The organism is Salinirubellus litoreus, assembly GCF_037335815.1.
GTDB lineage: Archaea > Halobacteriota > Halobacteria > Halobacteriales > Haloarculaceae > Salinirubellus > Salinirubellus litoreus.
Genome location: NZ_CP147841.1, coordinates 1,942,629 through 1,956,409 on the forward strand (window position 1 = coordinate 1,942,629; position 13,781 = coordinate 1,956,409).

General features: G+C 68.2%; 11 protein-coding genes and 1 pseudogene. 5 read left to right on the top strand and 7 right to left on the bottom strand.

The features are described 5' to 3' along the window. Nucleotides 1–128 precede the first annotated feature (128 nt). The 3 genes from WDJ58_RS09560 to WDJ58_RS09570 form a co-directional block, all read right to left on the bottom strand. Complete coding sequence (locus WDJ58_RS09560; RefSeq protein ID WP_338917462.1) at nt 129–1,784, bottom strand: long-chain fatty acid--CoA ligase; 1,656 nt, start codon at nt 1,782–1,784, stop codon at nt 129–131. Between the two features lie 48 nt (nt 1,785–1,832). Next, nucleotides 1,833–2,507, bottom strand: coding sequence for an O-methyltransferase (locus WDJ58_RS09565; RefSeq protein WP_338917463.1), 675 nt, complete (start codon nt 2,505–2,507; stop codon nt 1,833–1,835). A gap of 213 nt (nt 2,508–2,720) precedes the next feature. Next, on the bottom strand, nt 2,721–3,674 hold the full coding sequence (locus WDJ58_RS09570) for a mechanosensitive ion channel family protein (RefSeq protein ID WP_338917464.1): 954 nt from the start codon (nt 3,672–3,674) through the stop codon (nt 2,721–2,723). Nucleotides 3,675–3,789: 115 nt separating this feature from the next. Here WDJ58_RS09570 and WDJ58_RS09575 point away from each other — a divergent pair, with 115 nt between their 5' ends. Further along, complete coding sequence (locus WDJ58_RS09575; protein WP_338917465.1) at nt 3,790–4,464, top strand: MBL fold metallo-hydrolase; 675 nt, start codon at nt 3,790–3,792, stop codon at nt 4,462–4,464. Between the two features lie 20 nt (nt 4,465–4,484). Here WDJ58_RS09575 and WDJ58_RS09580 read toward each other — a convergent pair whose 3' ends face one another. From WDJ58_RS09580 to WDJ58_RS09595, 4 genes are all read right to left on the bottom strand, one after another. Continuing rightward, nucleotides 4,485–5,774: a Zn-dependent hydrolase gene (locus tag WDJ58_RS09580; RefSeq protein ID WP_338917466.1), complete on the bottom strand. Its 1,290-nt coding sequence runs from the start codon at nt 5,772–5,774 to the stop codon at nt 4,485–4,487. Nucleotides 5,775–5,834: 60 nt separating this feature from the next. Continuing rightward, nucleotides 5,835–5,990: a hypothetical protein gene (locus WDJ58_RS09585; protein WP_338917467.1), complete on the bottom strand. Its 156-nt coding sequence runs from the start codon at nt 5,988–5,990 to the stop codon at nt 5,835–5,837. An 86-nt stretch (nt 5,991–6,076) separates the two neighbouring features. Then, nucleotides 6,077–6,754: a thioredoxin family protein gene (locus tag WDJ58_RS09590; RefSeq protein WP_338917468.1), complete on the bottom strand. Its 678-nt coding sequence runs from the start codon at nt 6,752–6,754 to the stop codon at nt 6,077–6,079. A 250-nt stretch (nt 6,755–7,004) separates the two neighbouring features. Further along, complete coding sequence (locus WDJ58_RS09595; RefSeq protein ID WP_338917469.1) at nt 7,005–7,190, bottom strand: hypothetical protein; 186 nt, start codon at nt 7,188–7,190, stop codon at nt 7,005–7,007. A 224-nt stretch (nt 7,191–7,414) separates the two neighbouring features. On the opposite strand from WDJ58_RS09595, the gene WDJ58_RS09600 reads away from it, so the two are divergent. The 4 genes and pseudogenes from WDJ58_RS09600 (at nt 7,415) to WDJ58_RS09615 (ending at nt 13,695) form a co-directional block, all read left to right on the top strand. Beyond that, nucleotides 7,415–7,903 (top strand): Lrp/AsnC family transcriptional regulator, encoded by a 489-nt coding sequence (locus WDJ58_RS09600; protein WP_338917470.1) that lies wholly within the window; start codon nt 7,415–7,417, stop codon nt 7,901–7,903. Further along, complete coding sequence (locus WDJ58_RS09605) at nt 7,900–9,072, top strand: pyridoxal phosphate-dependent aminotransferase (RefSeq protein ID WP_338917471.1); 1,173 nt, start codon at nt 7,900–7,902, stop codon at nt 9,070–9,072. The genes WDJ58_RS09600 and WDJ58_RS09605 overlap by 4 nt, the downstream gene beginning before the upstream one ends. A gap of 82 nt (nt 9,073–9,154) precedes the next feature. Next, nucleotides 9,155–11,635, top strand: a pseudogene (locus WDJ58_RS09610) (type II/IV secretion system ATPase subunit); the annotation flags it as partial. A 44-nt stretch (nt 11,636–11,679) separates the two neighbouring features. Further along, nucleotides 11,680–13,695, top strand: coding sequence for a type II secretion system F family protein (locus WDJ58_RS09615; protein ID WP_338917473.1), 2,016 nt, complete (start codon nt 11,680–11,682; stop codon nt 13,693–13,695). Nucleotides 13,696–13,781: the final 86 nt, after the last annotated feature.

Below are 13,781 nucleotides of genomic sequence, written 5' to 3' on the forward strand. Positions count from 1 at the left end.
TCGTCTGGAACTCGGAATCCGCGTCGGGAGTTCATCCACGCCCGGCGTCGACGGTCGTCTGGGCCTCGACGGCCGTCGGGACACGGCCAGTGGGGTGCCCTTACCGACGGTGACATCCGCCCCGGTCGTCAGTCGTCGTCCGGGGCGGCCTCCTCGGGGGCTCGTCCCTCGAAGAGGTCCTCGTCGGAGTACTCCTCTCTGAGGTCCTTCTTGGAGAACTTCCCGGTGGCCGTCTTGGGCACCGCGTCGATGAACTCGATGCCGTCGGGGAGCCACCACTTGGGGTACTCCTCGCGGAGCATCTCGTAGATCCCCTCCCGGAGCGCCTCCTCGTCGGCTCCCTCGACGGGGACGACGAACGCGACCGGGCGCTCCTGCCACCGATCGTGGGGGACGCCGACGACGGCCGCCTCGCTCACGTCGTCGTGGGCCATGATGGAGTTCTCCAGTTCGACCGAGGAGATCCACTCCCCGCCGGACTTGATGACGTCCTTGGCGCGGTCGACGATCTTGATGTAGCCCTCCTCGTCGACGCTGACGATGTCGCCGGTCTTGAGCCAGCCGTCCTCGAAGTCCTCCTCGTTGGCGTCGGGACGCTCGAAGTACTCCGTCGTGACCGACGGCCCGCGGACGTGGAGTTCGCCGAAGTCCTCGCCGTTCCACGGAATCTCGTTGCCGTCGTCGTCGACGACGCGGAACTCGAGGCCGGGGACGAACAGCCCCTGCTTCGAGCGTCGCTTCAGCTGGTCCTCGTAGGGCTCCTCCTCGAGACCGGCCTTGAGGTGGGCGACGCTCCCGATGGGCGACATCTCGGTCATCCCCCAGGCGTGGAGCAGTTCGACGTCGTGATCGTCGAACCACTCGATCATCGCGCGCGGGGCGGCGCTCCCGCCGACGATGGCCGAGTCGAGCGAGGAGAGGTCGACGTCGTTCTCCTTCGCGTACTCCATCAGCCCGAGCCACACCGTGGGAACGCCCGCGGTGATGGTGACGCCCTCCTCCTCGATGAGGTGTGCGAGGTCCTCGGGGTTGGGCGATGGACCGGGGTAGACGTGTTTCGCGCCGCCCGCCGTCGCCGTGAACGGCATCCCCCAGGCGTTGACGTGGAACATCGGGACGACCGGCATGACGACGTCGTCGTCGTCCATCGGGATTCCGCCGGGCGAGAGCGACTCCATCGTGTGTGCCCACAGCATCTTGTGGGTGTACTCGACGCCCTTCGGGCGGCCCGTCGTCCCGGAGGTGTAGCACATCCCCGCGGGCTGGTCCTCGTCGAGCTCGGGCCAGTCGTACTCCGTCTCGTGGTTCGCGACGAACGACTCGTAGTCCGTCACGGGGTCGAGCGAGGTCTCCGGCACGTCCTCGCCCATCACGACGAACTCGACGTCGTCGAACTCGACGGCGTCCTCGGCGGCCCCGGCGAGCTTCTCGACCAGCGACGGGTCGACGAAGACGATCTCGTCCTCGGCGTTGCCGACGATGTACTGGATGTGCTCGTCGGGCAGCAGCGGGTTGATCGTGTGGAGCTGCGCGCCGGTGGTCGGGACCCCGAAGTACGTCTCGAAGTGACGGTGGTGGTTCCAGCAGAACGTCGCCACGCGGTCGCCCTCCTCGATACCGGCGGCGTCGAGCGCGTGGGCCAGCTGTGCGGTCCGGTCGGCGTACTCGGCGTAGGTGTACCGCTCGATCCCCTCGTGGGTGCGGGAGACGATCTCCGTGTCCGGGTAGAGATTCTCCGCACGCCACAGGAACGGCCGCAGGGTCAGGTCTGTCCCACCGGGCATACCTACCCGTTCCCTCACGACGCTAATGATTCTTACTAACCGACCCACTCACGCCCGATGGTCCGGGAGTCGACGCGAGACGGCGACCCCTTCGCCGACAGGCAGGAGGACTGTCTCGAACGCCGGTTCGGATCGCACGGTGCGGAGGTAGTCGGCGATCCCCCGCGTCGCGTCGGTCGTCTCGACGTCCACGCCGCTCAGGAGCTTCGATAGCGCCTCGAACTCGATGGAGCCGGCCGAGACGGCGTTGTCCGCCAGAACGATCCCGTCCTCGGCGACCTTCCCCCGGACCGCGTCGAACGCCTCCCCGTAGCGATCCTTCTCGTTGTCGATCAGCACGCAGTCGAACGGGCCGTCGTACCGCTCGACGATCTCGATCGCGTCGCCGTGCTCGAATCGTGCGCGGTCGGCGTAGCCACCACGTTCGAGGAACCCGCGTGCCTCCGCCAGTTCCTCGGCGTCGACCTCGGTGAGGATCACCTCGCCGTCCTCCGGAAGTGCGCCGGCGAACCAGTAGGCCGAGTAGCCGAAGCCGGAGCCGAACTCGAAGACCCGACGGGCGTCGACGAGACCCGCGAGGAGACGGAGCCACCCTCCGACCGCGGGGCCGACGGTGGGGAACCCCTCCGTCTCGGCCTTCGCGTCCATCTCCGCGACGATGTCGTCGGGCTCGGGACCCACGAGGCGGGCGAACGTCTCGACGGACCCGGGTATCGGGTTCATACCCGCTACACCGTCTCCAGGCGTGGAAAGCGTATCGGGGACGAGCAGGCGACACGAGCGTCCGACGGGGTGGTGTGCCGCGCTCGGCTCCCCGGAGCCGTCCGGGCGCACGTATCCCCAACGTGCGCCCGCGTGACACCCCGTCGCTCGGTTCAGGTCACGCGGATCGGTGGTCCCGTCGTCGTACTTGAACCCTCGCGTCCGGCGGGTCCTTCAGCGGTTCCGGCCGACGGGGAACTGCACCCGGTCGGGGTGCTCGTTCAGCTCCGCGAGGATCCGCTCGTAGAGCTCGTTCCGGATCCTGGTCCCCCGACGGGGGTGGGTGAGATAGCGGAGCCGGAGTTCGACCCAGGACTCGCGCTGCTGGACGTTCACCGCGGGTCGGTCCCGGACCTCGAGGTCGACGGGCGTCTCCGAGAGCCGTTCGCGGTAGGTGGCGATGCGTGCGGCCATCTCGTCGCCGAGGTAGTCGTCCGCCACGTCGATCATCGTCCCGCGGACGAACCCGAGATCGGTCTCGTAGGCCACCTGGATCGCGAGCTCGTTCCAGACGTACGGGAAATCCTCCCAGGAGTGGTTGAAGACGTGCGAGGAGAGCACCACGGAGTTGGGGAGCGTGATGATCCGGCCCGAGGGTTGGTTCGTCGAGACCAGGTCGCCGCCGGCCTCCCAGAGCGTCGTGACGAAGAAGTCGACCTCGACGACGTCGCCGCGCGAACCCTCGATGGTGACCCGGTCGCCGACCCGGTAGGGGCGCTTGAGGACGATGTAGATCCAGGCCACGAGCGAGAACAGCGGCTGCTGGAGGGCGAACGTCACCGCGAACCCGACGACGCCGAGCGAGAACAGCAGTCCGACCCACTGCTCGGTGAGCACCCCGAGCGCCCCGACGAGGACCGCGGTCCCGAACAGCAGCCGGACCACGTTCCGGACGTCCCCCTCCCGCCTGCGGTCGGTCGTCCGGGCGGCGAGGAACCCCGAGACGAGGACGTAGAGGCCGTAGCCCGCGAGGAGGATCGCCAGTATCGACAGCGCCTTGGCGACGAGGAAGCTCACCGGCGTGTCGGCGATCGTCCCCGGGAGGAGGTCGAGCCCCGCGACGAGGCTCGCCGACAGTGCGGCGACGACCGCGAGGGCGAGCGACAGGGGACCGGCGGAACGACGCACGTCGAGGGACTCCGGTTCCGGTGACAATACGGTTTGGGTCACGGTCGGGCGGCGAGGGGTTGACGCACCCTATCCCGGCGGGGGCGTTTATTAACGTCTCCGGCGTTGTGAAGGTATGGACCTCCCCACGCACGTCCACCACCTTCCGATCGAGTTCGACTACGACGGTCGCGAGCTGACGATCAACCCCTGCGCCGTCGAGACCGAACGGGGGCTGCTGCTGTTCGACGTCGGGGCGCGCGGGGCGCTCTCCGGGCTGGAGGCGGGGCTGGCCGACGCCGGGTTCGACCTCGGGGACGTGGCGACGGTCCTCCTGACACACCAGGACGCCGACCACGCCGGGGGCCTCTCCGCGTTTCGGGACCGGAGCGACGCCACGACGGTCGCCAGCGAGCGAGCGGCGGCGGTCATCGACGGACGCGAGTCACCCCGCGGAAGGGGCCCCGAGGACGACCGTTATCGGCCCGCCCGGATCGACCTCGAACTCGAGAGCGGAGCGACGTTCCACACGCGCGCCGGCCCCGCGCGGGTCGTCCCGACGCCGGGGCACACGCCCGGTCACCTCTCGGTGTTCTTCCCCGAGGCGCGCTTTCTCGTCGCCGCGGACGCCCTCACCGCCGACGAGGACGGACTCCAGGGTCCGAGCCCGGAGATGAGCGAGGACATGGACGTCGCGCTGGAGTCGGCGGGTCGCCTCGCCGAACTCGACGTCAAGCGGGTCCTCTGCTTCCACGGCGGGTTCGTCGAGGCCGGGAGCGACCACATCGCGGAGGTCGTCCGTTCGGCCTGACCCGACTTCCCCGCCTCTCTCTATCCGGCGAGCCGGGTCAGCCCCGCCGCGAGCACCCGCGTCGCCGCCGCACAGTCCGCCCAGTCGGTCCACTCGCGCGGCGAGTGCGAGACGCCGTCGCGCGAGGGGGCGAACAGCATCCCCGCGTCGGTGACCGCCGCGACGGTCATCGAATCGTGTCCCGCCCCGGAGTGGAGTTCGATCGTCTCCAGCCCCGCGGCCTCGGCCCCCTCGCGGAGCGCCGTCCGACAGCGAGGGGCCATCGGCGTCGGGTCGACGTCGAACTCCCGCTCGATGTCCGTCTCGACCCCACGGTCGGCCGCGATCCGATCGAGCGACTCCCGCGCGGCATCGACGAGGTACTCCATCGACTCGCGCTCGATACTCCTGATGTCGACGCTCGTCCTCACGTTACCCGGAACGACGTTCCTCGCTCCGGGCGAGACCGACAGCTCCCCGACCGTCCCGACGGCCGCCGGATCGACCTCCGTCCGCTCGTTCGCGGCCCGTTCGAGATCGGTGACGAACTCGGCGGCCGCACACAGCGCGTCGTGGCGGTCGCCCATCGGCGTACTCCCCGCGTGGTTGGCCTCCCCCTCCACCGCGACCGAGCAGTGGGTGATACCGGTCACGGCCGTGACGACGCCCGCCGGGACGCCGCGGGACTCGAGTTCGGTGTGCTGTTCGACGTGAAGTTCGAGCCACGCGTCCCACTCGCTCGCGTCGAGGCGACCCTCCCCGTGGAAACCGATCGCTTCGAGGGCCGCCCCGAGCGTGGTGCCCTCCTCGTCGGCCATCGCGAGCGCGTCCTCGGGGCTCCACTCGCCGGCCGCGACCGAGGAGCCGAGCAGTCCCGAACTGAACCGCGTCCCCTCCTCCTCGGTGAACGAGACCACCCCGACGGGCCGTCCGGGCTCGATTTCCGCGTCCTGCATCGCCCGGACGGATTCGAGGGCGGCGTACACCCCGAGCGGGCCGTCGAAGATGCCGCCCTCGGGAACCGAGTCGAGGTGCGACCCGGACGCGACCGGCGCACCCGTCGCGCCCGAGGGGTCCCACCGGCCGACGATGTTCCCGACGGCGTCGACCTCGACGGCCAGCCCCGCGTCCTCCAGGCGCGAGACGAGGTACTCGCGGGCCTCGCGGTTCGACTCCGTCCCGGTGAGCACCGTCCGGCCGTGCCCCTCGCCGGGGATCGCGCCGAACTCGCCGTTCCGTTCGAGGTCCTCGCGGAGCCGGGACTCGTCTACGGCCGCCGCGACCGCCCCTCCAGTCGTGTGATCGTCGCTGTCGCCGTCGCTATCTTCCATGCGGTCGGCTCTCCCCCGGGGAACATCAGTCCACGGACCGCCGCCCGTCCGTCGAAGCGGTCAGCGGCCCCACTCGTAGGCGAGCCACGCCAGCCCCAGGAGGAACAGCCCGGCACCGAGCGCGGAGGTCGCCGGCTCGGGGAAGACGATCATCGCGAACCCGACCAGCACGAGGAGTCCGGGGCTCAGTTCGTCGTAGTAGTCGGCGAGGGCCATGCTCCCCCGAGGGTCGGCCGGCTACAAAGAGGTGCTGGCTTCGCGGCGGTCCGCGCGGGCCCGACCGCCCCTCCTCTCGGTCCTCGTCAGTCCTCGCGCCACTTGATCGAACAGCCCCGTGAGGGCCGGCTCTCGCGGTCGACCTCCTCGCCCGCGAGCACCGCGTCGATGACCTCGCGCATCTCGAAGCCGGGTTCGCCAGAGGGCTCGTCGTCCGGGTTCGTCGCGTCGTCCAGCCGACCGTGGTACTTCAGGTGGAACTCCGCTCGCGGCTCATCGCCGTCTTCTCGCGGGCTCTGCCCGCTCGAATGGTCCGCGGAGCTTCGCTCCGCGCTACTCGCGCCATCCGAGGCGCTCCGCGCCTCGCGGCCCTCGTGATTGGCGAACAGGAACGGGTCGGGGGTGCAGACCGCGCCGTACGCGCGGGCGACCTCCTGGGTGTCGTCCCGGAGGTAGGCGTCGTACTGTACGTCGCCCGACTCGACGTACTCCTGCATCCTCTCGAAGGAGTCCTCGGGATACTGCTCCTCGTCGTTCGGGTTGATACCCACTACCGCCACCTCGTCGTAGTCGGCCGCGATGCCGTTCATCGCGGGGATCCGGGCCTTCGCGTACGGGCAGTGGTTGCAGGTGAAGACGACGAGCAGCGCCTCACCCTCCGCGAACGAGTCGAGCGTGTAGGTCTCCCCGTCCGCTCCCCGGAGTTCGAACGGCGGTGCCGTATCGCCGCGAGCGAGCGCGTCCGCTTCGGATTCGAGCGCCATGGGGGACGGTTCTCGCGGAACCGACAAGTGCGTTCCGCCGCCGGGAGGCCAGGCCGTGACCGTCGCGACGGTCGAGGAGCGACGGGGGATTGCCGATGGCCGTCGGCCGGCCGTTCGCTACGGGGCGGCCCCGCCCGCCGGGATCAGTAGTACCCACAGAGCCACGCGGCGATGTCGCGACGAGCACCCGAGTGCGGCCGCTACGTGGCGGTCGCGACTGAGCGGAACCCAACCCCCCAGGGCGGACCGGTCAGTCGGCGGCGACCCGCACCCGTCCGGTGGATTCGAACTCCAGCTCGGTCGTGGTGAGGCCGTACCGTTCGACGACGTGTTCGAGCTCCGTGGGTGTGACGCCGGCCTGTCGGGCGGCCGTCTCGACGTCCCACGTCCCCTCCGCGTAGAGGGTGGCTGCGGTCCGCATCGCGTGCTGATGCATGTACGGGTCCAAGCGGGGGAAGGATATTAAGAATATCGTGAGATAATATATCACTGTATGTGACTGGCTGTCGGTGAACGTTCGTCCGGATCCTTTCACATAATGAATCGTTACGGTGTGCCGGGGGGTCCGTCGGCCGTCGGCGTGTCGCCCCGAGCCCCGTTCGGTGGTTCCGGGCGGCACCCGCCCGCAAGCCTTTAACCCGGAACCCGTGTCCCCGCGGTATGGACGAGCGCGTCGAGATACTGTCCCTGCTTCGCGAGAACGCGCGCTACTCGATCGCCGACATGGCCCGGATGACCGGCCTCGAAGCGGAGGCGGTGGAGTCGGTCGTCGCCGAACTGGAGGCCGACGGCGTGGTCCGTGGCTACCAGGCGGTCGTCGACTGGTCGGCACACGGCGACGAGCCGGTCCAGGCCGTCGTCGAACTCAACGTCACGCTCGACCGTGAGACCTCCTACCGCGACATCGCCGATCGTCTCGCGCAGTTCCCCGAGACCCGCTCGCTGCGGCTGGTGAGCGGCGACTACGACTTCGCCATGGAGGTCGAGGCCGACACGATGGGCGAGGTCTCCCGGTTCGTCTCCGAGAAGGTCGCGCCCGTCCCCGAGATCACGCAGACGGTCACCCACTATGTCATGGAGACCTACAAGGACGACGGCATCGTCTTCGACGACGGGGGCGACGACGACCGCCTGTCGGTCACCCCATGACGTTCGAGGCCGAGGGGCCGCTCGGGGTTTCCGAGCGGGTCCGATCGGTCCCGCCCTCGGGTATCCGGCGGTTCTTCGAACTCGCCGAGGAGATGGACGACGTCATCTCGCTGGGCGTGGGCGAACCGGACTTCGCCGCGCCGTGGGACGCCCGCGAGGCCGCCATCGCCTCGCTCGAACGGGGGCGGACCTCCTACACCGCCAACCGCGGGATGCGCGAGCTCCGGGAGGCCATCGCCGGCCACGTGAGGCGGTACGGCCTGGAGTACGACCCCGACGAGGAGGTGCTCGTGACGGCGGGCGCGAGCGAGGCGCTCGACCTGGCGTTCCGGGCGCTGGTCGATCCCGGTGAGGTGGTGGCGATCGTCCAGCCCTCGTACGTCTCCTACGAACCCGGCGTCGTCTTCGCGGGGGGCGAACCGCTCCCGGTGCCGACCCGCGCCGCCGAGGAGTTCGTCCTCACCCCCGAGGCGCTCTCGGCGGCCGGGGCGGAGGAGGCCGACCTGCTCGTCTACTGCTACCCCAACAACCCGACCGGCGCGACGATGGACGAGGCGGAACTCGAACGGGTCGCGGCGTTCTGTCGCGAGCACGACATCGCCGTCCTCGCCGACGAGATATACGCCGCGCTCACCTACGAGGGCGAGCACACCTCGATCGCGACGCTCCCTGGGATGCGCGAGCGGACGGTGGTGTTCAACGGCTTCTCGAAGGCCTACGCGATGACCGGGCTCCGCCTGGGGTACGCGCTCGGCCCGCCCGACGCCATCCGGGCGATGAACCGCGTCCACCAGTACACGATGCTGTCGGCCCCGACGACCGCCCAGTACGCCGCGCTGGAGGCCCTCCGCTCGTGTGACGACGACGTCGCCGAGATGCGGAGTCAGTACGACCGGCGGCGGCGGTTCGTCCTCTCCAGGTTCGCGGAGATGGGTCTCGACTGCTTCGAGGCGACCGGCGCGTTCTACGTCTTCCCCGAATCCCCGTGGCCCGACGCCGGCGAGTTCGCCGAGGCGCTCCTCGAAGCCGAGGGGGTGGCGGTCGTCCCGGGGACCGCCTTCGGCGAGGGGGGCGAGGGTCACCTCCGGTGTTCGTACGCGACGGGGCTGGCCGACCTCCGAGAGGCGATGGTCCGGATCGAGCGGTTCGTGAGCGACTCCGACTCGTGAGTGCCCGAGGCGGTCGAGTACGGCGTTTTCGAAACTGACCGCGCCTAAAGCTTTTTTCAGGGGTCGAGCGAGTTGAACGGTAATGGCTATCGACGACGCGGACGGTGCCGAGTCCGGCGCGGGCCTCGAATCCGACGCCGGTGCCGTCACGACGTCGGCGGCGGAGGGGGACGGGTCCGAGTCCGAGGCGGGGGTCGAAGAGTCCGAGCCGCTCGCGACGGTCGGCTCCTACGGCTGGGAGGAGTTCAAGGCGGAGTACTACTACGACGAGGACGGGAACCCGCCCCGCGACGGGGACGGGAACGTCGTCGAGTTCGACGCGTCGGAGTACCTCGGGTTCGATCCGAAGGTGACCGGGAACGTCCTCTCGGGCGGGGAGGAGCTCGCCGACCGACTCGACGGGGTCGTCGAGGAGCGGACCGTCGACGTCGACCCGGAGTTCGACGAGGACGCCTTCTTCTCGACGGTCGAGGGCGGGACGACCGTCTCCAACCGGTACGACCTCGAGAAGTCGGTCCCGCTCGAGAAGAAACACCACTTCCGGGAGGTCGACCGCTACTGGGTGAACAAGCCCTACGCGTTCGTCGTCATCTTCCACTCCGAGAAGGAGAACGAGAAGAAGTACTACCTGATCGAGCCGTACCTGACGGCCGTCGAGGCCGACCTCCGGGAGTTCCTCGCCGGGAAGCTCAAGACCGCCATCAAGTACTCCAGCGACGAGGTGATCGTCGAGGGCGAGGACGACGCCCGCGCGGGCGTCATCGAGCGGGAGACCCACCGGCTCCTCGACCGGTACGACCTCTACGCGGCGGGGAGCAAGCCGATCCGGGCGATCGGGGACACCGAGGGGAGCGAGGGAGAGAACGGGACCGGGGACGCGGAGCAGGACGGGGACGCCGGCGGCGTGATGGGCCAGGTGAAGCGCTCGCTGGGGATGGACGACTCCGGAGCCGAGAACGGGTCGGCCCCCGCACCCGCCGGCAACGCAAGCGGTAACGGCAGCGACGACAGCGGCGGTGGCGGGATGCTCGATCAGGTCAAGCGCTCGCTGGGGATGGACGTTCCGGAGACCTCGACCGGGAGCCGGGGGATGGAGGTGCTGGCCCGTCCCGAGCCCGCGCTCCTGGCGGAGGACGCCCAGACGCTCACCGCCTACCAGATCGAGAAGCTCCTCTACCTCCTCAAGCGCGACTTCATCGGCTTCGAGCGCATCGACGGCATCAAACACGACATCAACGTCGAGGACATCTCCTGTGACGGCTACAACTCGCCGGTGTTCGTCTACCACGGCGACTACGAGCAGATCATCTCGAACGTCTACCACGGCAAGGAGGAGCTCGACGACTTCGTCGTGAAGATGGCCCAGCGCTCGGGCAAGGGGATCTCGAAGCGCCAGCCGCAGGTCGACGCCACCCTCCCCGACGGCTCGCGCTCACAGCTGACGCTCGGCAAGGAGGTATCGGACCACGGGACCAACTACACCATCCGGCAGTTCAAGGACGTCCCCTTCACGCCGATCGACCTCATCAACTGGCGGACGTTCTCGCTCGACGAGATGGCGTTTCTCTGGCTCTGCATCGAGAACCACAAGTCGCTCATCTTCGCGGGCGGCACCGCCTCGGGGAAGACCACGTCGCTGAACGCCGTCTCGCTGTTCATCCCCTCGAAGGCGAAGATCGTCTCGATCGAGGACACCCGCGAGGTCGAACTCCCCCAGCGAAACTGGATCGCGAGCGTCACCCGGCCGTCGTTCTCCGAGGGCGACAAGGGCGACGTCGACGAGTTCGATCTCCTCGAAGCCGCACTGCGACAGCGGCCCGAGTACATCGTGATGGGCGAGATCCGTGGCGAGGAAGGGCGGACGCTGTTCCAGGTGATGTCGACGGGGCACACCACGCTCACGACGTTCCACGCCGACTCGGTGGGCGAGGTCATCAAGCGGTTCACCACCGAGCCGATCAACGTCTCGAAGACGATGTTCACGGCGCTCGACCTCGTCTCGATCCAGACATCCACGCGGGTCCAGGGGACGAAGGTCCGCCGGAACAAGTCGATCACGGAGATCAACCACTACGACCCGGAGAACGACGAGATCAACGTCCAGGACGTCTACCAGTGGCAGGCCGAGACGGACGAGTTCCTCCAGATGGGCGAGTCCAACACTCTGAAGGAGATAATGTTCGATCGGGGGTGGAGGATCGACGAGATCAACACGGAGATGTTCAAGCGGAAGGTGGTGCTCGCGTACCTGATCGAGCACGGGCTCAACACCTACACGCAGGTCGCCGCCTCGCTCCAGGCGTTCATCAACGACCCCGAGACCATCCTCACGCTCATCGCCGAGGACGAACTCGAACGCTCGCTCGAGGACCTCCGGGAGATGGAGTCGGTCTCGATCGACATCGATCCGAAGAAGGAGGAGATGGTCCCTCGCCCGGACCCGGACGAGGAGGGGCGCGAGGAGGCGCAGTCGATACTGGAGGAGGCCTCGGACCTGCTCGCGAGCTACCGTGGGCGCGACGCCGACGACGTGGTCGAGGCGCTCGAGAGCGGCAGCGAGGAGTCGTTCGACTTCGGCGGCTTCTCGTTCGAGGAGGGTGAGGAGGAGTGAGTCTCGGAACGGCCGCCGGCGCGGCGAACGACGCCGACGCGCTCAGTGACGCGTTCTACCCCCTCTACCGGCGGCTGTTCGACGACGACTCGGACTTCGTCGCCGGCCTCGAACGGAAGCTCGCCGAGGCGCGGATGCCCCAGACGGTCGAAATCTACCTCTCGCGGTCGCTCGCCATCGGCGTCATCGTCGGCATCGCGCTCTGGGTCGTCGGGACGATGCTCGGCTGGTTCGTCGTCGAGTTCCTCATCGACGAGCCGCCGATCCTGCTCGGGCTCGACGTCTCGCAGTCGATGCAGGACACGCTGAACGCGCTGAAGCTCCCCGCTATCATCGTCCTCACGGGTCTGCTGTTCGGTTCGATCGGCTTCGGCATGGGCTTTGGCTCGATGGTCGCCCGGCCGTACCTGACCGCCGACGCCCGCAAGCGCGAGATCAACGTCCTGCTCTCCGACGCGGTCTCGTTCATGTACGCCCTCTCGGTGGGCGGGCTGAACCAGCTCGAGATCCTCGAGGCGATGGCGAGGGCCGACGACACCTACGGGGAGGTGGCCAAGGAGTTCCAGTCGATCGTCCTCGAGACCCAGTACTTCGACACGGACTACCGTTCCGCAGTGAGAAACCAGGCGATGGAGACCCCATCGGACGAGCTCTCGCAGTTCCTCACGGACATGCTCTCGATCATCAACTCCGGGGGGGACATGGAGGGGTTCCTGGAGGACCAGAAGGAGAAGCAGATGCGCACCTCGAAACAGGAGCAGGAGATGGTCCTCGAGACCCTGGAGCTGTTCGGCGAGATGTTCATGACCCTCTCGCTGTTTCCACTCCTGCTCATCATCATCCTGGTCATCATGTCGATGCTCGGGGAGGCCCAGACGATGCTGCTCTACGGGACGGTCTACGGGCTCATCCCGCTCATCGGCGGCGGATTCCTCGTGCTCGTCTCGACGGTCGTCCAGGACGAGGTCGGCGACGGCTACCTCGACGCCGACGGCGGCGAGATCGACGTGGGCACGACCGCGGGGAAGATGTTCGACCTCGGGCTCGTCGAGCGCTACACTGGCGAGTACGGGGTCTTCGACCGCATCAAGAACCGCGAGGGGACCTACGAGACGATGCAGCTACTGAAGAGCCCCCACCACTTCTTCCGGGAGTTCCCGCTCGCGATACTCGCGCTGACGCTACCCACGACGGCCGTGCTGCTCGGGTTCTCCGCGCTCGCGGGGTTCGCCCCCCTCTCGCTCGACGGGATGATCGCCAACCCCGTCGGTGGGACGTTCTTCTGGATATACCTCCCCATCTACGTGAACCTCTTACCTCTGGGAGTGTTCTACGAGTGGAACGTCCGCTCGCGCAACGGCATCACGAAGAACCTCTCGGAGAACCTCCGGAAGCTCTCCTCGGCGAACGACACGGGGATGACGCTGCTGGAGTCGATCAAGGTCGTCTCGGACACCTCCTCGGGGAAGCTCTCCGACGAGTTCGAGAAGATGTACGCGAAGGTGAACTACGGCACGTCGCTGAAGACGGCGCTCCGGGAGTTCAACAACGAGTACCACATCCCCCGGCTCGCCCGGACGATAAAGCTGATCATGAAGGCACAGGAGGCCTCCTCGCAGATCTCCCAGGTGCTGACGACGGCCGCCCAGGCATCGGAGAACCAGGACGACATCCTCCGGGACCGCCGGTCGCGGACCCGGATGCAGGTCGTCATCATCATCATGACCTACATCACGCTGCTGGGGGTGATGGCGATCCTGAAGGTGAAGTTCCTCGACGTGATGGCGGGGCTGGCCTCGCAGGCCTCCGGCGGGGGCGGCGCGGGCGGCGGGTCGTTCGGCGGTAACGTCGACACCGACCTGCTGACGCTGCTGTTCTTCCACGCCGTCACGCTCCAGGCGCTCATCTCCGGGTTCATCGCGGGCTACATCCGCGACGTCTCGATTCAGGCCGGCGTGAAGTTCGCGGTCGTCCTGCCGACCTTCGCGCTGATCGTCTTCATGCTCATCTGAGATGTCGGGGAACGAATCGCGGTCGACGGTCGGACGCCGGTGCCCTCCCCGGGACCGGGCGGGACTGGACGGGCGGCGAGTGTGCC